This is a genomic window from Pelodictyon luteolum (genome assembly GCF_001622165.1).
Classification (GTDB): Bacteria; Bacteroidota; Chlorobiia; order Chlorobiales; family Chlorobiaceae; genus Chlorobium; species Chlorobium luteolum_B.
The window spans coordinates 106,459-126,574 of record NZ_LVWG01000033.1 but is presented as its reverse complement, the minus strand read 5'-3'; the positions used below and the strand labels follow the sequence as shown (position 1 = coordinate 126,574).

Here is a 20,116-nt window from a genome sequence, read left to right as displayed (position 1 = left end):
CCTCACTGAAAGATGCAGCCTTTTTTATTATCCTCCGGGCCGTTCGGCCCGGCTTCTGTCGATGGGCCTTACTTTGCGTAGGCGATGGAGCGGCGCTCCCTGATGATCGATACCTTGATCTGTCCGGGGTACTGGGCTTCCGATTCGATCTTGTGGGCGATGTCATGCGCAAGCACGTCGGCCTGCGAGTCGCTCACATTATCACCCTCTACGATGACGCGAATCTCACGGCCTGCCTGCAGGGCATAGGTCTTGAGTACGCCCGGGAACCCCTTGGCAATCTCTTCAAGGCTTTCCAGGCGTTTGACGTTGCCGTCTGCGGTGACGGCGCCGCGCGCTCCGGGCCTTGCGAGTGAAATCACGTTGGCGGCATCGACCAGTTCGGCGATGGGCGACTCTTTTTCAGCCTCGCCGTGGTGTGCGGCTATGGCGTTGAGCACGACAGCTGATTCCTTGAACTTGCGGAGGAATTCACTTCCGGCAAGGGCGTGCGGCTGGTCGGTATCAGGAAGCACAAGGCCGATATCGTGCAGCAGGCCCGCCCGCTTGGCCATACGCGGATCAAGCTTGAGCTCGGTCGCCATGATGCCGGCAAGCATGGCCACTTCGCGGCTGTGCTGCAGAAGGTTCTGTCCATAAACGGTATGGAACTTCATGGTACCGATGAGCCTGACGACTTCTGCCGGCATGTCGGGGATCTGGAGAGAGGCAAGCGTCTCTTCTCCTGCACTCATGATGACATCGGCCATCTCCTTGCCTGCGTCCAGGTAGGCCTTCTCGATGGCCACCGGATGGATGACACCGTCGGCAAGCAGCTTCTTCAGGGTAAGTTTGGCATGCTCGCGGCGGAGCGGATCGAAGCAGGAAAGAATGACCACCTCGGGGGTGTCGTCAACGATGATGTCCACACCGGTGGCATTTTCGAATGCCTTGATGTTGCGCCCCTCACGGCCGATGATGCGGCCCTTGAGTTCATCGCTCTGGATGTGCACGACGGAGAGGGCGTTTTCGGTTGCCTGCTCGAAGGAGATGCGCTGGATGGCGGTAAGAAGGGTCTTCTCCGCCAGACGTCCTGCATTTTCCTCAGCCTCCTCGTGGATCTTGTGGATGGTCTCGGTGGCCTCTTCGCGGGCCTTCGTAATCATGTTGTCAACAAGCATCTGGCGGGCTTCATCTGCCTGCAGGTTGCCGATGCTCTCAAGGCGCTGGTTCTGCTCGGTGATGATGCGTTCGAGTTCGGTCGAACGGAGGCCGACGGTCTCCATCGCCTGATCGAGTTCCTTCTGCTGGTCCTGCAGTTTCCGCTCGGTGTCGCGGACATCCTGCGTCTGTTTCTTCAACTGCGCTTCACGCTGCTGCACCTGTTTCTGGAGCTGGTTGAACTTGTTGTTCTTGATCACCACCTCCTGATCGAACTCCCGACGCTTTTTCTTCCACTCCTGATTGACTTCGGTGACCTTCAGCTCTTTGTACTCGTTTGCCTCCTTCTGGGCCTCCTGCACGATCTGCACCGCACGCTCTTCAGCTTCGAGGACCTTCGTCGTACCGAGACGCTCAAGGAAGAAACGCCCGATGAAAAAACCTGCCGCAAAAAACACAACTGAAGCAAAAATGATCAAAAACAGGTTTATGACAATTCCCATTAAAATTACCTCCTTTTTGTGCTCCGTTCACTGACTGAAGCACCATTTTAAACAAAAAAATCCGCACCATGGCGAGATGTGTAAGATTCAAGAACCCGTGTAACACGGTGGGTGCCTCCTTCTGGTTTTTTGCTTCCATCGGTGCGGCGCGAACGCTGCACCCGGCACTCCGGACAGGTCCGGAATCCGGCAAGGCCTGCAATCAAAAAGAAGAGTCTGGCTCCCTATTCTTTGATGTTAGTTCTTTTACTTACAAACACCTCGATCTTCCGGTGCGGATATTTTCCTACTCTCAATGTAACAGTTTACTGGAGATTGTCCCCGACAAAAGCGTTAAGCTTCCCGATTTTCTCCTGCAGCCCGGCCATCGTCTCTTCAAGCTGGAGCTTCTCCTCGGCAAGCTCTACGGCAGCGAGAACGGCAAGCCTCAACGGTTCGAATGAAGGGGCCTGCTGGGCAAACCTTCGCATCCTCCTGTCGACCTCTCCGGCAGCCTGTTCGACCGCTTCCCGGGTATCGGCGCGAAGGGGGTACGTATCACCGTAAACATTTACATCAAACTTTTCCATGGCAGATTCTACGCGGTGTGACCGTTCCTGAGTTCCATCTCGATTTTCTGCAGGATCAGGACCAGCTTCTGTTTCACCTGCAGCTTTTCAGCGTAGGGCACCGTTCCTGTCATTTCCGTTGCATCTCCTCTCGAGGACGACATTGAGCCACCGGGGAGTTTCATCGAGCGGAGAACCTCCTGCAGGCTCGCCAGTTCCGACTTCAGGGCCTCGTTCTCTTTGCGGAATGCATCGAGCCGGTTGACAAGCAGACGGGTATTTCCCTCGAGGGTGCCGATACCGGCAAGTATGTCCTCTCCTTTCCGTTCGGGCATGGAACCAAGTAATGTCAGACCTGTCTAATTACCGCACCAAGCGTACTTTCAGCATTGACTCCAACTGTACGAAGAATTTCACTGATCCGTCCTTCCTGCAGGGTTCCGGCATGGTCGGCTATCGAAATCGACAGCCCCACACTCCTCTCTCCGCCCCCTTCAGCGCCCCGTTCGAACACGTCGAAAACGGAAACGGCCCTGATGAGCGGGTCGCTGGAACGGACAAGGCCGATGAGCGACTGTACGGGAACCGTGCCTGGCAGGATGAATGAAAGATCCCTCTGGACGGCGGGGAATTTTGAAGGCGGATCGTATACGACATCCGGGCTGTGGAGCATTTCAAGCACCGAAACATCAAGCTCGACGATGAAGACATCCTGCTCTATGTCGAACTGTGAAAGCAGAGCGGAATCAAGCCTCATGGCCCGTCCCGCACGCTGTGACCGTTTTTTCTTCCCTTCCGTCAGCTCCAAATCAATACTGACAGTATTTTCATTATAAATATTAACCGCTGATTTATCAAGCAAATTCAGCTTCCCGAGAAGCATCTCGGCCGCCCCCACTGCATCATAGAAATCGACCCTGTCCGTGGGCTGGTTCCAGCTCCTGGGATAACGCAGACCGGTGAGGGCCAGTACCAGCCACTCTTTCTCGCAATAGGCGTCAAGCGCGCAGGACTCCCCAGCACAGGACGCATCGGCCATGCTGAACCCATGAGCCACTTCAAAGAGGCGCATGTCACGGTTGCCGTGGCGGATGTTGTGGGCGATGACTTTCAGCATGCCGGGCACAAGCCCCGGCCGCAGGACCTCAAGGCCCTCGCTGATAGGGTTGAGGACATAGACGAGCCCGTCACTGAAGGGAGCCGCCTCCTCCCGCCGGATGAGCGGGTTGGTGAGCACCTCCCTGAAATCAAGGCCTACGGCCAGCAAACGGAGAAAGTCCGGGAAAAACCCGGGACGTGTCCTCATGGAAGGGTACGTTGCAGCCATGCGCCCTGAGGCCTCGATGTTGTCGTAGCCATACAGGCGCGCAACCTCTTCGATAAGATCAATCTCCTGCGACACATCAACACGGCACGACGGAACCTCAACCTGCATCACGCCATCTTCCTGAGCGAGGGTCCGGAACCCAATCCGGGCCAGCATTTCCGTCATCCGATCGGGTTCGATTGCGGTGCCGAGCAGCTCGTTTGCCCTCCGGGGCCGGAACGGGAGAACAAGGAGCGGCGGACAGGAATCACCCTGCAGCGTGGCCTCACCGACTGTTCCGCCGGCCGTTTCGAGGATTAGGGCCACGGCGGCCCGGGCGGCCGGTACGACATTGCGGATATCGATGCCGCGCTCGAACCGGTATGAGGAGTCAGATGAAATCCCGGCTTTCCTGGCCGAACGGCGGACGGCCGAAGGCGCAAAACAGGCTGCCTCGAGAAGGATGTCCACGGTTCCCTCTCCGACTGCAGAGTCCTGTCCGCCCATGACACCGGCAAGGGCCGCAGGCTTCAGGGTGTCGCAGATTACCGGCATGCCCGGTTCCACGGTGCACTGCTCACCGCCAAGCGCCGTAAATGAGCCGCTGAAGTCGCTGCGCACGATGACGCGCCCGTCCTTGAGCTTGTGGAGGTCGAACGCATGGAGCGGCTGGCCGAGGGCGTGGAGAATGAAGTTCGTGATGTCGACGATGTTGTTCTTCGGACGCAGCCCTATGGACTCAAGCCGGGCCGAAAGCCAGCGGGGGGAAGGACCTACGGTAACGCCCCGGATGACGATGCCGACATAGAGCGGGCAAGCCCCGCTGTCGATAACCTCAACCAGGGGGGATAAGGTGGAAAACTCAATCGGCGCCTCTCCGGGAAGAAGGATGGCGTCTGGAGCGGAAGCGAGCTCCCGGGCTATGCCGAGATGCGAAAGCACATCGGGGCGGTTGGGGGTGACGGCAATGTCGAGCACGGTGTCCGAGTCAAGGTAACGGGCAAACGGCTCTCCGATGGCAAAGGAGGAGTCGAGCTCCATGACTCCGGAGTGGTCGGCGGACAGGCCGAGCTCATCGGCTGCGCATATCATGCCGAACGAACGCTGACCGCGGATCTTTGAAGGCTTTATGACAAAAGATGTACCGTCCTGCATGGTGAGGCGCGAACCCTCGGTCGCAACAGGTACCAGCATCCCCTCGGCCACGTTCGGAGCACCGCAGACGATCTGCAGCGGCTCTTCAAGTCCGGTGTCGACCATGCAGATCCGGAGGCGGTCGGCATCAGGATGCAGAGCGACGGACTGCACCCGCCCGACCACAACCCGCGGGTCAGGCAAGGGAGTCGATTCCACATCCTCAACCTCAAGGCCGAGGAAGGTGAGCTTTTCGACAAGAGCGGGGATTTCCGGGGAAAAGGACGGGAGAAAGTCTTTGAGCCAGTTGACAGATATTTTCATAAGAGAGAAAATCTGCGTTCATGAATAAAAAAAGCCCTGTACCGGCAAAGGACAGAGCTTTGAAGTGTGACCCCAACGGGATTCGAACCCGTCCCGCCACCTTGAAAGGGTGGTGACCTAACCGCTAGTCGATGGGGCCAAAAAACATGGGTGAATGAGGGGACTCGAACCCCCGACCTCCAGGGCCACAACCTGGCGCTCTAACCAACTGAGCTACAATCACCATAGAAACCTTAAACTTCCGGACTTCCAATGGTGTGCCCGACTGGACTCGAACCAGTAACCCTCAGCTTAGAAGGCTGATGCTCTATCCATTGAGCTACGGGCACGTCGTCACTCCCGGAACCTCTTCAGTCGGGGCACCGAGACTCGAACTCGGGACCTCCTGCTCCCAAAGCAGGCACGCTACCAGCTGCGCCATGCCCCGTTTCTTAACGGAAGGCTCCAAATATACCATCCCGTTCAGAAGAATCAAAGAAAAATAAAGCGCGTAACAAAAAAAGTGACGATTCAACGACCCGCCGTCCCGAACGGAGTGAGCAGCCTTCCGCTGAGGCGCAGCAGTTCAAGCTCGCGGAGCTTTCTGTCATAGCGGGCACCGGCCCTGCTTTTTTCAGCCTTGATCAGGTTCAGCTGCGCCTCACGGAACGTGGTTCCTGTCGATTGACCAAGCACATAGAGTTCACGGGTGCGCTGGAAATTGAGCCGCGCCGACTCGATGTTCCGTTCCTCGAACCGGAGCACATCACGGCTTATGGACCATGCGTCCCATCCGTCCCGGAGCTCCAACAGGAGCTGCTGGAGAGCCCGGTCGTGGCGCAGACGGCTGTTAAGCCAAGCAATCCGGGCGTTTTCAGTCTTTATGGCGGTCTGGCGACCGTTGAAAATCGGCCAGTTCACCACCACCCCTCCGGACGTGCCCGGCGTCGTGCCATTCAAGCCTATGTCCCGGCCCGCGGCGTAGCGGCTGAGACCCCATCCGGCCTGAAGGGAAACTTCGGGGTACTGTTCCGAACGGGCGATGAGCATAAGGAGGCGCTGATCGAGCACCTCCCCGCCGCTTGCCAGGTAACCGGCATTGGTTACGAGGGCACTCACCCGAAGCGAGTCGAGGGGCGGAAGAGCGGAAAACACGACGGAGTCAGCTATCGCATAGTGATGGCCGACCCGATGGCCGACCCGATGGCCGAGCAGGACGTTCAGCCTGCGCATTGCGGTTTCCCGTCCGAGACGGGCATTCAGGAGCGTCACCTGGTCATTGTTGGCGTCCACTTCGGCGGAGAGCACCTCCTGGGTGTTTGCCTGTCCGTAATCCCTCCGCAGCTTCGCCCGTCGGAGGCGCTCATCGGATATCTCCACAGCCTGCATTGATGCATGCAGCTCTTCGACTGAGTTGGCCGCACCGTAGTAGGCTCTGGCGACATCCATGACAACGCTCTCGATACGTTCCCGGGCTTTCAGGGTGCCGAGCCTGCCGCTGTTCTTGAGTCTGGTGAAGGTGCGGATGCTGCCGAAACCGTCGAAAAGGGTGTAGCTCGCCTGCAGCTCCGCTGCCGTGGTGGTTGACTCGACAGACGACGTCGACAGCCCTCCCTTTCCGGGGTCATGCCATGAGACGGAAGACACGGCCGAGAGTTTCGGCAGGAGTCCGGCATTGCCGATATGGACGCTGTTACGGGCGATTTCCTCTTCCCCTCTGGCAACCTGAATGTCGGTATTGTGCCCGAGGGCCCGAATGAGGGCATCTTCGAGTGTGAGGCGCTCGATTGCCGTGGAATCGATCGTTGCGAAGTCACCTGAACCGGCCGCACTCGACGCAACCGGAGCCAGTGCGAAAAAGATGCAGAGAACGAACGGGACCATTCCAGAGAATGCCCGCCCGGCCCGGGTGCTGCTACTGTTCACGGATGAAGACCTCCTCCCGCCATGCCGGTTCGACCTCTTCGGGTGTCACGGGGCGACGGGCGATGAATGAATAGAGGTGAGTAGACCGGAGGAGTTTCACCTCCAGACCCTCGCAGAACCGGACAGGAGCGTCTCCACTCATCCGGCTCCCATCATCCAGGCATAAAGGTGTAACCCAATTCCCAATGCACAAATGCTTTAGGCCTACTTTCGGCCAGCAGTTTCAATTTCCTGCTTGCTTCGGTTTTATGCCGGCATAAGTGCTTGTACTTCCTCATCAGCCAATGCACCAGAAAGTGATTCATCTGGTTCCATACAGGCCTCATCGAGGTCCCGTAGAATCGCGAGTAGTAGTTCTTCCACCCTTGCAGGATCGGATTGAATGCGGCCGATAGTTCTGCAAGATCATGGCTGTTCTTAAGTTGCACCTTCCACCTCCTGATCTTTTGACGCATATCTTTCACCGCGTCCCGACTTACACCCGGCAGAAAACCCGTGAAGGGCTTGCCGCTTTTCCCTACGGCACGCCGCGGGCGAAAGGTGAAACCAAGAAACGTGAACTGGTCTACCGGATACGCCTCTTTGCGCCTATTGTCCCGGCAGTACATGATCTGCGTTTTCTCAGGATGTAGCTCTAATCCGCAATCCCGAAATCGCTCGCCAAGTTTGCGTTTTACCAGTTCTGCCTGCGCTCTACTTTTGCAGTGGAGAACACCATCATCTGAGTACCGGCAAAACGGCACCCCGGGGAGGTATTCGTTCACCCATCGGTCAAACGCATAGTGCAGAAACAGATTCGCCAGTATTGGGCTGACTACGCCGCCTTGCGGCGTACCTTTAACCCTTTTAACCAGCTCGCCATCCGAGGTTTCCATCGGCGCTGTTAACCAGCGCTCCACATACAAGAAAACCCACTGGATTTGGCAATGCTTTCTCAGGGCACGCTTGAGTAACTCATGGTCGATGTTGTCAAACAACCCCTTGATATCGAACTCTACAACCCAGTCATATTGCCAATTTCTCTGCCTCACCACTTCTATCGCATCATGGGCTGATCGCCCCGGACGATAGCCGTATGAGTCTTCATGAAATACTGGCTCAAGTATGGGCTCAAGCACCATTTTCACTACGCTTTGGGCCACCCTATCTGCAATAGTTGGAACTCCAAGTGTTCGCACTCCTCCGGATTTCTTCGGAATGTCAACACCTCGTACCGGTGGAGGAAAATAGCTACCGGAACTCATTCGGTTCCAAATCTTGTAGAGGTTGTCCTTCAGTTTCGCTTCAAATACCTGTATCGATTCCCGGTCTACCCCGGCGGCACCTCCATTTGCTTTCACTCTCTGGAATGCATCCCAGACAAGTTGTTTGGAAATATCATATGACTTTGTCATACCGACCAGACCCTCCTGCCCACGCAGTTGACTAGTCCGCATGACTGGATGACGTGACCGCTTTGCTCCAGTCCCATTACAGGACCTTCAACGCTCATACCGGTCACTCCGCCCCTTGATGACGCATCGGTACTATCGGCCTCGCATTTTACGCTTGGGCCTTTCCCTTTACATCGCCATCGAAGGTTCCTGTAGTTCAATGCAAAAGCCCGAACAAGGATCACGCTGTCTTTATGCCGGGCACCGCTTGGCCAGTAAACAGGTTCCCGCCAAACTTTTCCTGAATCCGCAGAACTATTCAGTTTTGATGCCATCTTGCTCTTTCGACACGTTTACGACAGTTCACTGGTGTTCGTCTTCCTTGGTTCACACCTGACACCTTACGATGCCTTTTCCATAACGCTCACTACCAATGCTTTTGACAAAGGCAGCTTATGGTGGTTTGCAACCTGCTCCTGCAAGCCGGTTGCGAGGGACCTACCCTCATCTCTTGCACTGCTTATCTACAGCGCACTCCTGCGGCGGGCCATGTTGTGCAGCACCAGCAGCGCAGGGATGATGATGAGTGTCAGGGTTGTGCCGAACAGCAGCCCGTAGGCCACCGATATGGCCATCGGCGAGAGGAACTGCGCCTGACGGCTCTGCTCGAAGATGAGCGGACCGAGCCCGGCTACGGTGGTGATGGTCGTGAGGATGATGGGGCGGAACCGGCTGAGTCCGACCTCATACAAAGCGTCCTGAAACGGCAAGCCCTCCTTGATGCGGCTGTTGAAGCTGCTGATGAAGACAAGGGAATCGTTGACAACGATGCCGATGAGGGCGATGACCCCGAACAGCGACAGGATGCTGAGGATGTAGCCCTGGATGAAATGGCCCCAGGCGACACCGATGAGGGCAAGGGGCAGAAGCAGCATCACGATGAACGCCTGACTGAACGAGCGGAAGGTGATGACGATGATGAGGTACATGATGAAGAGCAACGCAGGAAAGGCGATGCGCATCGAGCCGGTGGTCTTGCCGCTCTCGCGGCTCTGCCCCTCGAAATTGAAGCTGACATCGGGATAGGCGGCAAGTATGGGGGGCATGATGTTCCGGCTGACAACGTCGAGCAGCTGCGGCACCGATGTTTTGGGATCGGCGATATCAGCTTCGATCTTTACGACACGCTGTGCGTCGATATGCTTGATGGAGGAAATTCCACGGCTGACGGTAAGATCTGCAATCTCCCTGAGCGGAATGGAACGTCCGTCATCGAGCCGGATGAACATCGTCTCGAGCGCACCGATTGTTGAACGCTCATCCTCGCCGTATCGGACCCATACCTTCACTTCATCAATGCCCCTGACCAGACGCTGGGCTTCCTGGCCGAAAAACGCGCTGCGAACCCTGCTCATGACCTCACCGGTCGTCAATCCGAGCGCGTAGGCCTTCTCCTTCAGCCGCACCCGTACCTCCTGAAGACCCGGCGGATCATTGTCGGCGACATCCTTGAGCTCTTCCATCCCTTTCAGCTCCTCCTCAAGCATGCGCCGGGCGCCATCGAGCTGGGAGAGGTTGTCGCTTTTCAGCGCGATGGAAACCGGCATTCCCCAGAATCCCCCGCCGCCGACAAGGAGCTTGCCCGCCCCGGGCAAGGGACCGATTGCATCACGGAACCGGTTCCCGGCTTCCAGGCTGCCGATCGAGCGGAGCCTGCTGTCGACAAGGGTGACCCGCAGCCCGCCCTGATGACCCTCGGGGCCGATGTCGCGGGCAATCGCCTTCACAAGTCCGTTTTCGCCGCCCTCGCTCTGCCGGTAAGCATCATCGACATCCCTGATCCGCTGCTCCATCAGGGCAAGCGTTTCAGCCGTCACCCTGCCCGGTGTACCGGTCCGCATTTCCAGGGTGACCTGCACGTTATCATGCTCGATGACAGGAAAGAATGTAGCCTTGATGAGCCCGCCCCGCATGGCGCCGACCGTAATGATGAGAAGAGCCACCGGCACGACCGCCGTAATGAGCGGGTTGGCGATGCTGAAGCGCAGAACCGGAGCATAGAGCACATCACGCTGGAAGTGGAGGAACTCCTCCGACTTCCGGAGCAGCCAGCTCTTGGCTTCCGGGCGTCCGTGCAGCGACCTGGAATGCGCAATGTGTGCCGGAAGAATGAAAATGCTTTCGAGCAGCGACACCAGAAGGGTCGTAGAGGCGACGAAGGCGATATCCTTGACCCGCTGGCCGAGGTCCCCGTCGAGGAACAGGAACAGGAAGAAGAGGACGACGGAGGTGAGAACTGCCGCCGTAACGGAGGGAATGACCTCCATCATGCCGTTCAGTGCAGCCTCAAGGGGCTTCTCGCCTTTTTCGTACCGCTGGTAGATGCTCTCGGCAATCACAATGCCGTCGTCAACGATGATGCCGACCACGAGAATCATGGCAAGCAGCGACACCACATTGATGGAGAGACCGTAGAGGGTGCCGAGCATGAACATGCCGGCGAACGAAAACGGAATGCCTGCGGCAACCCACAGCGCAAGACGCGGGTTAAGGGAAAAAGCCAGGAACAGGACAACAAGCACCATGCCGACAAACCCGTTGCTGCTGAGGATGTCGGCCCGCTCTTTGACGATGGCCGAACCATTGCGGAGAATCTCGATCTGGATGTCCTTATGGCGTTGGTCAAACGCCTCTACGACTGTTTGTGCCTTCCCGACGATTTCGAACATATCCTGATCTGCGCTCCGGTCAATGTCCACGATGACGGCCGGTTTACCCTCGAACCAGCTCCGGTCGGGATCGTCCGACCAACGATCACGGACATCGGCAAGGTCGCCGAGGCGGACGACCGCACCGTTCGCACCGGAGCGGACCACAATACCTCTGAGGTCCGGGGCATTATAGCCCTTGCTGTCAGCCCGGATGAGCAGTTCCTCGCGGGAGCCCCGGATGGTGCCGCCGGTGATCTTGACGTTGGCACGGCTGACAGCAGCCGCGACTTCGCTGAATGTTATCCCGTAGGCCCGCATGTCGTTTTCACGCAGACCGACCTCGATCTCCTCAACGGGAAATCCGCTGAGGGTGATACGGGTAGCCGCGCCGCTGTTGCGGAGCTCGCGCTCAAGGCTCCTGGCGTATCCCTTCAGGGTCCTGAGGTCGACATCACCGTAGAGGGAGTAGGCGATGACGAAGTCCATCCGTTCCTGCTTGTATATCCTCAGCTGCTCGAGTTCGGCAGGAAATGAGCTGATCTGGTTCACCGCATTGGTCACCTCCTGCAGAAGGTCGTTGGCATCAAAGCCTTTCTTGAGCTCCACGGTCACCGTCATGGTGTTTTCCGTCGATATGGAGGTCACCCGGTCGATGCCGCTCACGCCCTTCAGCCTGTCTTCGATCTTGAGGGTGACGGCCTCCTCTATCTCCTCGGGCGAAGCGCCGGGATAGAGTGCACTGACATAGATGAAATTGGGAGGAATGTCGGGAAAGAAGGTGGTCTTGATCTGGGTGAACGATACCAGACCGAACAGGATGACGGCAAGAAACAGCACATTGCCGAGCACCGGGTAGCGGACAAAATGTCGGATGAGGGCTTTCACTTTCTCTTTTCACCCGATGAAGTGCGCCGAAGAAGAGGGGTCGCATCCATCCCCTCACGCATGCCGCCGGGAGGGTCAAGCACGATCCGGCTCCCGTCGGGAAGGCCGCGCACCGCTGCCCGGTCACCCGAAGCCGCAGCCACCCGCACCGTCCTCAACGCCACCACCGAACCCTCGATCACGAACACCCGGTTCTCCTCCCGCAGCAGGCGGCGGGGAACGACATATGCCGAGTCAACAGAAATTTCCTGACGGGCGGTAAGGAACATGCCGTCGCGCAGGCGGGCATCGGCCACCTCGATATAGACCGACACGGTCTGGGTTGAGGGCGAAATAGCCTTGTTGACGCGCCGGACCACCCCGCTGAATGTCCCGTCGATATCTTCGGAAAAGAGGGTGACGGGGCTGTCGGGCTCAAGGAATCCAGCATCACGCAGTCCGACCGTGGCCTCGAGTTCATAGACGGCGGAAGCCGAAAACTCGCCGATTTTCTGGCCGGTTCTGACAAGGGTTCCGGGATTGAGGGCGGAGAGGATGACCTGGCCGTCGAACGGAGCCGTTATGCGGTATCGATCGAGCGTTTCCTCCATGCTCCTGACCGCATAGAACCGGTCATAGATTCCCCGGGCGGCAAGGTAATTGCGTTCACGGTCCGATGAGGGAGCGGGCAGCGGCGAAAGCGGGGAATCAATGCGGAACGCGCCGACATAGGCCTTCCACTTTTCCGATTCTTCAGGGAAATCGATGATGAGATCGGGAAGGACGAGGGTAAGCTGGCTGAGAAGCCGGCTTTTCTCGGCAAGGACACTGTTGCGGTAGACTGCGTCATCGAGCAGAAGAAGGGTCTCCCCTTTCCGGAACCAGGTGCCCTCCCTGAACGGGCTTGAGGCATCGCGGAATATACCCGGGACTTCAGCATAGATCTCGATTTTCCGGAGCGCCTCGATGGAACCGCTCATCTCAAAAGGAAGAAGTACCCTGCCATTGGCGACGGTATCGAGCGCAACCGGCTGGAATGCTGCCGACTTCATTGCTGGTTTTTCCGGGGGAGTCTGCTTTCGTGAAAGAAAAGCCGCAACGGCAAATCCCAGAAGGAGGACGGCGAGGGCCGCAAAGATCGAAGAAAAGCGTTTCGGGCGCATAACTGTATCAGGGTATAATGCCGTATGGAGCAGGGCCTCAGGGAACCATGCCGAAGTACCCGGCAACAATGGATTTCAGGTTGTCGTGGAAAAGCAGGTCGAGTGCCTCGCCGGGAGAGACGATTCTGCGGCGGCGCTGGTGCATTTCATCCCACTCGTCGAGCATCGATTCAATGAAAAAAGGATAGACCTCCACAGAAAACTGCCTCCCGAACTTCCGGTACCGGTACTCCCCTGCGGGTTCTGCACCGACCCTTCCGAGCAGACCGGCCTCCTCAAGAGCCTCCTTGGCTGCCGAATCCGGAGCCGAAAGACCTTTGGCCACGTATCCCTTCGGAATGATCCACCGGTCAGAGCGCCGGGCGGTGATGAGCACCACGCTCTCGTCGAGAACGGGGATGACCCCGGACTGGCGGAATAGTTTCTTCACCCTTTCTGCCATACTGCTCACTGCCGATCAGATGGCGGGAAGCGGCCATAGGGCAGGCTGCACCCGTCAAGATTTCCTGAAAACAATTGTTTACTGCCGTATGCGGGCCCCGGAGCCGGGACGATCGCAGACAGGTAGGACGTGCGCCAATATAAGCTATGGAGTGCTACCGCACAAAATCCGGAATGGGAGTTCCCCTCACATGAGGTCCCCGAGCGGGCCGAGGTTTGGAATGAAGCTGAAGGTTTTCTTGAGCCTGTCCATCAATTCATATCGAGCTTCATGTCGAGCTTCATGTCGAGCTTCATGATCGGTCAGCACCAGCCTGGCAAGACCGGATTCCTCATTGTCCGGGGTCTGCCCCGATGCGCGGCTCATTCCCCGTCTTCATTCCCTCAGACTGTCGGAGCGCGTCCTTCACAGATGTGGACTGAAACTGTGTACCGTATCTTCATGACATTCAGAGCCGCCTTGACAGGGTGGAGGGTATCATGGATGAGCGACTGTTTCAGAGCGCCCCCGGTGACCATACCGCATCGACCCGGTTCTGGCCCGATACCCCTTGATCTCCCGATACATTCCGCTCTCTGTCCTTGCAGATCACGGTCATGTCCGCGCCAACGGCCAGTTTACAATGAACTCTACGTGGTGACTGCAGCCTTGCAAGCCGTTCGGAAAGCTCACCGTAACGGCAGTCGAGACGGTTGCAGACTTCCGTCGGAAGTTGGCGCAACCGTGCAGAACCTTACCGGAATGACGCATTCGAGCTCGTTCATGACCTCCCCGATGACCCGCTGATGCAGTAAGCCGCCTGTCGGGGCCGACTACGGCAAGGATTGAAGGGATGGCCACTCTCGACTAAGCTGTCCCGTAGAACCCTATGGTGGAGACCCCTCACCCTCTTCCGATGCTGCCTGCCTGTCCGGATACTCCACCCTCACCTGCAGATGACCGGCCTTCTTCAGCTCCTCCTCTCCGGCTGCGTCCTCAAGGCCGATGATGCTCCGCGCTTCTGAAATGGTGCCCGGGGACAGCTCCCTAAGCTCCAGCGTAAAGAAACTGTAGCATGGCAGGGGGCCCACGATCCTGAAATGCAGGGCGTGCTGATACCGGCGGTCCAACGCTTCAACAGCCCCGACAAATGCATCGACCTCAAGGCGGTTGACGAGGAATGCGGCGTTGAGCACGATATCACCGTCCATGGAGTCGTGCCGCTTTGACTGCATTGACCATGTGCCGAGCTGCCCGAAAACGTCGGCACCAACGGTTGCGTTGCGCTGGTCGATCTTTTCCTTAATCAGCCTGCCGACTGCGATTGCGTCTTCAGTAGTGGCGGGTTGACGGGCCTCCTTCACCCGTTTCAATTCCTGCACATCGCCCTCTGCATCCCACTGCTGCAAAAGAGAGGGGAAACTGCTCCATGTAACAATCACGTCGAGTTCATGCGCATCTTCCGTTTCACGGAAAATGCTGTCGATCAGTTTGTATCCGTCTTCAATGATGCCCGCCGCATCGATTGCCGAGGAAACGAAGGTCCCGGATTTGATCGGAATAAGCTGCATGCCGCTTGCGAGAAGCCGTTCAAGGGTTGTCTGGTGCTCAAGATGCATCCGGGCGAATGATTCACGGTCGTATTCCCCGTTGGCGGAGTCTGCCCGGTTGGTGACGATGGCCGAACAGCCCATCCTGGGAACGACATAGATGTCAGGATTTGCTTCGGCGGATGATGTCGGCAAAGCGACTTCTTTTGCAATGCCGTAGACGTAGAGACTCTGATGCATAAGTCTGCTTAAAAATTATCTTTATTCTCCCTTGTTCCTATAACGGGAGGAACGTCGACGGACAGCCTTTTCGGCTTCCCCGATGAAGCGGCAGACGATGTCGGGGCCTTTCACCGAAATGATAGCGCCCCCAGTCACGAGGGCCTTAGATGCCCGGGTCCTGCCGAACCGTTCCCGGGTACCTGACCGACCAATCGTCCTCTTCGCGTGTAAGGGGCCTCAGGGTCGGCGGCTTCGAATCCGTGCCTCATGGAGGAAATCCGCACCAGATCGACATCTTTGCAGGGAAGCGCCCCCCCGTGTATCAATATGGACGATTTCCAGACAGCCGTCCATCATGGAGAAGTGACGGGCTACGCCGCGCTGTTCCACCGGCTTCTCGCCTCCTATGACGATACCCGCTCCCGGACGCAACAGGTACAATCAGGCATGCGCTTATGCGGCCAGAATTCCGGGAGAACGTACTGCCAGACGGAAATAACGGGGAAACGGATGTCAATGATAGAAGTATTTACTGAAAAGGAGCTGTGCGGGGACTACGCATTGGTTACTGGCTGAAGATTGGGGCACCGCAGTCACATATACAACAGAGTACATAAGCCTCCATCGCATCCGCACGCCAGCGCATTTTACGGTACTTTACCATAAAAAAAACAAGCCGATATATATAAAATATATACCATATTCACAACCGCAACACACCGCACCCATCCATCAACAAGCGTAAAGTGCCTACACATCATCATAGCAGTTCAGTTTTACGCCCCTTTTTAGTAACATGCAGAAGCAATGCAGGCAACTTCTGCCGGCCGAACAATGAACCACGCTAAAGAGCAAAACCCATGAAAGCGATCATTCCTGTTGCAGGTGTCGGCTCACGCCTCCGCCCGCATACTTTCTCCCACCCGAAAGTGCTGCTCAACGTTGCGGGAAAACCGATCATCGGCCATATCATGGACAAGCTCATCGCAGCAGGAATCGATGAGGCCATCGTCATCGTCGGCTATCTCGGCGACATGGTCGAGGAGTGGCTGAAAAAACACTATGACATCAAGTTCACCTTTGTCAACCAGCCCGAACGGCTCGGCCTCGCCCACGCCATCTGGATGTGCCAGCCCTTCATCGAAGAAGAGGACCCGCTGCTCATCATCCTCGGCGACACCATCTTCGACGTCGATCTTCAGCCCGTCATAGAGAGCCCCGTCTCCACCCTCGGAGTCAGGGAGGTGGACGATCCCCGCCGATTCGGCGTTGCAGTCACCGAAGGAGGCCGCATCAGGAAGCTGGTCGAAAAACCCGATACTCCGGTCAGCAACCTCGCCATCGTGGGCCTCTACTACCTGCAGAAAGCCACTCCGCTTTTCACCGCCATCGAGCATCTCATCAACCATGAGATCAAGACCAAGGGCGAGTACCAGCTCACCGACGCCCTGCAGCTGATGATCGAGGGCGGAGAACCGTTCTCGGTATTCCCCGTCCACGGCTGGTACGACTGCGGCAAACCCGAAACCCTGCTCTCGACCAACGAGATTCTTCTCAGGAAAGCCACCCCCGCAAAGCCCTATCCCGGCTGCATCATCAACGAGCCGGTGTTCATTGCCGACAGCGCGCGCATCGAGAACGCCATCATCGGACCAAACACCACCATCGGCGAACAGGCAGTCATTACCGATGCCATCGTACGGGACTCCATCATCGGCACAAGCGCAAAGGTGGCCCACATCATGATCAACAGCTCGATTGTCGGCAACAACGCCTCGATTTCAGGAAATCCTCACGAAATCAACATCGGCGATTACTCCGAAATACGGGTCGGCTAAGCCTCCCCGACGAACGGGGCGATGCACGGAAAAGAGAATTTTGCATACATCGCCCTGAATGCTTACATTTAAAACTGTTTTATCTAAAGGCATCCCCATTACCTATGGACACGGTGCCGCAGGCTCACTCCCCTGGAATTCAGTTTCCCAGTGACCTGCCGGAAAGGTTTTCCGTGTCCAGTCGGCCCATCTCTGTCCGCCCGTCCGAAAAACCTCCCGTACCGATTTTTCTGTTGTTCCTGTTGTTCGTTTAACCATAATCTTATTGCAAACATGTCACAGTCAAGGTATTTCTTTACCTCGGAGTCCGTATCGGAAGGACATCCGGACAAAGTAGCGGACCAGATTTCAGATGCAGTCCTCGATGACTTCATCCGCCAGGACCCCAACTCCCGCGTAGCCTGCGAAACCTTCGTCACCACCGGCCAGGTCATCGTCGGCGGTGAGGTCACCACCAAGGGCATCGTCGATGTCCAGAAAATCGCCCGCAAGGTCATCACCGAAATCGGCTACACCAAGGGTGAATACATGTTCGAGGCAAACTCCTGCGGCGTGCTCTCCGCACTCCACAGCCAGTCGGCCGACATCAACCGCGGCGTCGACCGCAAGGAAGAGATCGCTGACGAGTTCGACCGTGTCGGCGCCGGCGACCAGGGCATGATGTTCGGCTATGCCTGCACCGAGACCCCGGAACTGATGCCTGCCGCCATCCAGTTCGCACAGCAGCTGGTGAAGGTCCTTGCCGACATCCGCAAGGCCGGCAAAATCATGACCTACCTCCGCCCCGATGCAAAAAGCCAGGTCACGCTTGAGTATGTCGATGAGAAAGTCGCCCGCGTGGATGCCGTCGTCGTCTCCACCCAGCACGATCCCGAACCGGCCGGCATGTCGGAAACAGAGTTCCAGGAAGTCATCAAAAAGGACATCATCGAGAACGTGATCAAAAAGGTGATTCCGGCCGACCTGCTCGACCTGAACACCAAGTTCCACATCAACCCGACCGGCCGCTTTGAAATCGGCGGACCACACGGCGACACCGGTCTGACCGGCCGCAAGATCATCGTCGATACCTACGGTGGTGCAGCTCCCCACGGCGGCGGCGCATTCAGCGGCAAAGACCCGTCGAAGGTTGACCGCAGCGCAGCATACGCCTCGCGCCACGTTGCAAAGAACATCGTTGCCGCAGGGCTTGCCGAGAAGTGCACCGTGCAGGTTTCCTACGCCATCGGCGTGGCACGCCCCGTGTCGATCTACATCAACACCCACGGCACCGCCAAGCACGGACTCTCCGACGAGCAGATCCAGGAGAAGGCCGAGAAGATCTTCGATCTCCGTCCGCTGGCCATCATCCGCCGCTTCAGCCTCGACAACCCTCAGGGCTGGTGCTACCAGCAGACTGCCGCATATGGCCATTTCGGCCGCGACATCTTCCCCTGGGAGAAAACCGAGAAGGTCGCAGAGCTGAAGACTGCCTTCAGCATCGCCTGAGACCCCGTCACCCACCAGGAGGGACCCGCCAGAAACGGGTCCCTCCTGTTATGGAGCAGAGAGAGAGAGATACAACATCCACAAACCACTGAGGAACTATCCAAATGACTATCGAAGCCACTGCGCTTGCCTACAAGGTAGCCGACATTTCCCTTGCCGAATGGGGCCGCAAAGAAATTGATATCGCTGAAAAAGAGATGCCCGGTCTCATGGCCATCCGCAAGAAATATTCCGGCCAGAAGCCCCTGCAGGGCGCCCGTGTCTCAGGCTCTCTCCATATGACCATCCAGACCGCAGTCCTCATCGAAACCCTCGTCGACCTCGGTGCCGACGTCCGGTGGGCCAGCTGCAACATCTTCTCCACCCAGGACCATGCCGCTGCGGCCATCGCTGCTACCGGCGTACCGGTCTTTGCCTGGAAAGGCGAGACCCTTGAAGACTACTGGTGGTGCACCCGCCAGATCCTCGACTTCGGCGACGGCCTGGGCCCGAACCTGATTGTCGACGACGGCGGCGACGCTACCCTCATGATCATCCTCGGCTACAAGATCGAAAACAACCCCTCGATGCTCCAGAACACCGGCGGCAACGCTGAAGAGCGCGCGCTGTTCGGACAGCTGAAGGCCATCTACGAAGAGGACAGCAACCGCTGGCACAAGGTCGCAAAAGAGATGAAGGGCGTGTCGGAAGAGACCACGACCGGTGTCCACCGTCTGTACCAGATGATGGAAAAGGGCGAACTGCTCTTCCCCGCCATCAACGTGAACGACTCCGTCACCAAGTCGAAGTTCGACAACCTCTACGGCTGCCGTGAATCGCTTGCAGACGGCATCAAGCGCGCAACCGATGTGATGATCGCCGGCAAGGTCGCCGTCGTCCTCGGCTACGGCGATGTCGGAAAGGGCTGTGCCCATTCGATGCGCTCCTACGGCGCCCGCGTGATTGTCACCGAGATCGATCCGATCTGTGCACTGCAGGCTGCAATGGAAGGCTTTGAAGTCACCACCATGGAGCGCGCGGTCACCGAGGGCAACATCTTCGTCACCACCACCGGCAACAAGGATGTCATCACCCTTGAGCACATGAAACAGATGCCCGATGAAGCGATTGTCTGCAACATCGGCCACTTCGACAACGAAATCCAGGTCGAACCGCTCAACGAGTACAAGGGCGCCACAAAGCTCAACATCAAGCCGCAGGTCGACAAGTACACCTTCGAAGACGGCCACTGCATCTACCTTCTGGCCGAAGGACGCCTCGTGAACCTCGGATGCGCCACCGGCCACCCGTCGTTCGTCATGAGCAACTCGTTCACCAACCAGACCCTGGCGCAGATCGAGCTCTGGAAGAACGACTACAAGGTTGATGTCTACCGTCTGCCCAAAGCGCTCGACGAAGAGGTTGCGCGCCTGCACCTCGAGCAGATCGGCGTCAAGCTGACCACCCTGTCAAAGGAACAGGCCGAGTACATCGGCGTTCCGGTACAAGGCCCGTACAAGCCCGAGCACTACCGCTACTGATTTGCATGACAGCAGTCCCTCCAGCGGGACACGGAAAAAGGCGGCTTTCGGGCCGCCTTTTCTGTTTTCAGGAGGAAAACAGGGAGAGGAAGAGGGACACGGCCGG

The 20,116-nt window shown here is 57.5% G+C and carries 17 protein-coding genes and 4 tRNA genes; 4 read left to right on the top strand and 17 right to left on the bottom strand.

What is annotated here, in order from left to right:
- Window positions 1-68 precede the first annotated feature (68 nt).
- The 17 genes from rny to A3K90_RS08035 form a co-directional block, all read right to left on the bottom strand.
- Window positions 69-1,643 carry a ribonuclease Y gene (gene rny, locus A3K90_RS08115; protein WP_303682112.1) on the bottom strand — a complete coding sequence of 525 codons (1,575 nt, stop codon included), beginning with the start codon at window positions 1,641-1,643 and terminating at the stop codon, window positions 69-71.
- Between the two features lie 305 nt (window positions 1,644-1,948).
- Entirely contained in the window at window positions 1,949-2,212 is a 264-nt protein-coding gene (locus A3K90_RS08110; protein ID WP_303682111.1) for a cell division protein ZapA, read from the bottom strand.
- Window positions 2,213-2,220: 8 nt separating this feature from the next.
- Complete coding sequence (locus A3K90_RS08105; protein WP_303682109.1) at window positions 2,221-2,526, bottom strand: hypothetical protein; 306 nt, start codon at window positions 2,524-2,526, stop codon at window positions 2,221-2,223.
- A 14-nt stretch (window positions 2,527-2,540) separates the two neighbouring features.
- Window positions 2,541-4,955: a phenylalanine--tRNA ligase subunit beta gene (gene pheT, locus A3K90_RS08100; protein WP_303682108.1), complete on the bottom strand. Its 2,415-nt coding sequence runs from the start codon at window positions 4,953-4,955 to the stop codon at window positions 2,541-2,543.
- Between the two features lie 67 nt (window positions 4,956-5,022).
- A tRNA-Glu gene (locus tag A3K90_RS08095) sits at window positions 5,023-5,094 on the bottom strand.
- Window positions 5,095-5,103: 9 nt separating this feature from the next.
- Window positions 5,104-5,179, bottom strand: a tRNA-His gene (locus tag A3K90_RS08090).
- A 29-nt stretch (window positions 5,180-5,208) separates the two neighbouring features.
- A tRNA-Arg gene (locus tag A3K90_RS08085) sits at window positions 5,209-5,284 on the bottom strand.
- A 25-nt stretch (window positions 5,285-5,309) separates the two neighbouring features.
- A tRNA-Pro gene (locus A3K90_RS08080) sits at window positions 5,310-5,382 on the bottom strand.
- A gap of 83 nt (window positions 5,383-5,465) precedes the next feature.
- Complete coding sequence (locus tag A3K90_RS08075; RefSeq protein ID WP_303682107.1) at window positions 5,466-6,818, bottom strand: TolC family protein; 1,353 nt, start codon at window positions 6,816-6,818, stop codon at window positions 5,466-5,468.
- A 31-nt stretch (window positions 6,819-6,849) separates the two neighbouring features.
- A complete protein-coding gene (locus A3K90_RS08070; protein ID WP_303682106.1) occupies window positions 6,850-7,002 on the bottom strand; it encodes a hypothetical protein in 153 nt (50 codons plus the stop codon).
- Window positions 7,003-7,012: 10 nt separating this feature from the next.
- Complete coding sequence (gene ltrA, locus A3K90_RS08065) at window positions 7,013-8,254, bottom strand: group II intron reverse transcriptase/maturase (RefSeq protein ID WP_303682104.1); 1,242 nt, start codon at window positions 8,252-8,254, stop codon at window positions 7,013-7,015.
- 503 nt (window positions 8,255-8,757) lie between these two features.
- The gene (locus A3K90_RS08060; protein WP_303682103.1) at window positions 8,758-11,829 is read right to left on the bottom strand and encodes an efflux RND transporter permease subunit; all 3,072 of its coding nucleotides are present in this window, start codon (window positions 11,827-11,829) and stop codon (window positions 8,758-8,760) included.
- Entirely contained in the window at window positions 11,826-12,971 is a 1,146-nt protein-coding gene (locus A3K90_RS08055) for an efflux RND transporter periplasmic adaptor subunit (protein WP_303682101.1), read from the bottom strand. Before A3K90_RS08055 ends, A3K90_RS08060 begins: the two co-directional genes overlap by 4 nt.
- Window positions 12,972-13,008: 37 nt before the next feature.
- Complete coding sequence (locus A3K90_RS08050; protein ID WP_149997815.1) at window positions 13,009-13,413, bottom strand: NUDIX hydrolase; 405 nt, start codon at window positions 13,411-13,413, stop codon at window positions 13,009-13,011.
- Between the two features lie 186 nt (window positions 13,414-13,599).
- Complete coding sequence (locus tag A3K90_RS08045; protein ID WP_303682099.1) at window positions 13,600-13,779, bottom strand: hypothetical protein; 180 nt, start codon at window positions 13,777-13,779, stop codon at window positions 13,600-13,602.
- A gap of 130 nt (window positions 13,780-13,909) precedes the next feature.
- The gene (locus tag A3K90_RS08040) at window positions 13,910-14,134 is read right to left on the bottom strand and encodes a hypothetical protein (RefSeq protein ID WP_303682097.1); all 225 of its coding nucleotides are present in this window, start codon (window positions 14,132-14,134) and stop codon (window positions 13,910-13,912) included.
- A 145-nt stretch (window positions 14,135-14,279) separates the two neighbouring features.
- Window positions 14,280-15,182 carry a GvpL/GvpF family gas vesicle protein gene (locus A3K90_RS08035; RefSeq protein ID WP_303682096.1) on the bottom strand — a complete coding sequence of 301 codons (903 nt, stop codon included), beginning with the start codon at window positions 15,180-15,182 and terminating at the stop codon, window positions 14,280-14,282.
- A gap of 309 nt (window positions 15,183-15,491) precedes the next feature.
- Here A3K90_RS08035 and A3K90_RS08030 point away from each other — a divergent pair, with 309 nt between their 5' ends.
- The 4 genes from A3K90_RS08030 to ahcY all read left to right on the top strand — a co-directional run bounded on the left by A3K90_RS08030 (window position 15,492) and on the right by ahcY (window position 20,010).
- Window positions 15,492-15,740 carry a hypothetical protein gene (locus A3K90_RS08030; protein ID WP_303682094.1) on the top strand — a complete coding sequence of 83 codons (249 nt, stop codon included), beginning with the start codon at window positions 15,492-15,494 and terminating at the stop codon, window positions 15,738-15,740.
- Between the two features lie 284 nt (window positions 15,741-16,024).
- On the top strand, window positions 16,025-17,002 hold the full coding sequence (locus A3K90_RS08025) for a sugar phosphate nucleotidyltransferase (RefSeq protein ID WP_303682092.1): 978 nt from the start codon (window positions 16,025-16,027) through the stop codon (window positions 17,000-17,002).
- A gap of 273 nt (window positions 17,003-17,275) precedes the next feature.
- Window positions 17,276-18,490 carry a methionine adenosyltransferase gene (gene metK / locus A3K90_RS08020; protein ID WP_303682091.1) on the top strand — a complete coding sequence of 405 codons (1,215 nt, stop codon included), beginning with the start codon at window positions 17,276-17,278 and terminating at the stop codon, window positions 18,488-18,490.
- A gap of 104 nt (window positions 18,491-18,594) precedes the next feature.
- Window positions 18,595-20,010 carry an adenosylhomocysteinase gene (ahcY, locus tag A3K90_RS08015; RefSeq protein ID WP_303682090.1) on the top strand — a complete coding sequence of 472 codons (1,416 nt, stop codon included), beginning with the start codon at window positions 18,595-18,597 and terminating at the stop codon, window positions 20,008-20,010.
- Window positions 20,011-20,116 lie beyond the last annotated feature (106 nt).

What these genes read in the sequence shown, in the direction of transcription:
- rny (WP_303682112.1), bottom strand. Translation starts at nt 1,643, where the DNA reads ATGGGAATTGTCATAAACCTGTTTTTGATCATTTTTGCTTCAGTTGTG.
- A3K90_RS08110 (WP_303682111.1), bottom strand. Translation starts at nt 2,212, where the DNA reads ATGGAAAAGTTTGATGTAAATGTTTACGGTGATACGTACCCCCTTCGC.
- A3K90_RS08105 (WP_303682109.1), bottom strand. Translation starts at nt 2,526, where the DNA reads ATGCCCGAACGGAAAGGAGAGGACATACTTGCCGGTATCGGCACCCTC.
- pheT (WP_303682108.1), bottom strand. Translation starts at nt 4,955, where the DNA reads ATGAAAATATCTGTCAACTGGCTCAAAGACTTTCTCCCGTCCTTTTCC.
- A3K90_RS08075 (WP_303682107.1), bottom strand. Translation starts at nt 6,818, where the DNA reads ATGGTCCCGTTCGTTCTCTGCATCTTTTTCGCACTGGCTCCGGTTGCG.
- A3K90_RS08070 (WP_303682106.1), bottom strand. Translation starts at nt 7,002, where the DNA reads ATGAGTGGAGACGCTCCTGTCCGGTTCTGCGAGGGTCTGGAGGTGAAA.
- ltrA (WP_303682104.1), bottom strand. Translation starts at nt 8,254, where the DNA reads ATGACAAAGTCATATGATATTTCCAAACAACTTGTCTGGGATGCATTC.
- A3K90_RS08055 (WP_303682101.1), bottom strand. Translation starts at nt 12,971, where the DNA reads ATGCGCCCGAAACGCTTTTCTTCGATCTTTGCGGCCCTCGCCGTCCTC.
- A3K90_RS08050 (WP_149997815.1), bottom strand. Translation starts at nt 13,413, where the DNA reads ATGGCAGAAAGGGTGAAGAAACTATTCCGCCAGTCCGGGGTCATCCCC.
- A3K90_RS08045 (WP_303682099.1), bottom strand. Translation starts at nt 13,779, where the DNA reads ATGAGCCGCGCATCGGGGCAGACCCCGGACAATGAGGAATCCGGTCTT.
- A3K90_RS08035 (WP_303682096.1), bottom strand. Translation starts at nt 15,182, where the DNA reads ATGCATCAGAGTCTCTACGTCTACGGCATTGCAAAAGAAGTCGCTTTG.
- A3K90_RS08030 (WP_303682094.1), top strand. Translation starts at nt 15,492, where the DNA reads ATGGACGATTTCCAGACAGCCGTCCATCATGGAGAAGTGACGGGCTAC.
- A3K90_RS08025 (WP_303682092.1), top strand. Translation starts at nt 16,025, where the DNA reads ATGAAAGCGATCATTCCTGTTGCAGGTGTCGGCTCACGCCTCCGCCCG.
- metK (WP_303682091.1), top strand. Translation starts at nt 17,276, where the DNA reads ATGTCACAGTCAAGGTATTTCTTTACCTCGGAGTCCGTATCGGAAGGA.
- ahcY (WP_303682090.1), top strand. Translation starts at nt 18,595, where the DNA reads ATGACTATCGAAGCCACTGCGCTTGCCTACAAGGTAGCCGACATTTCC.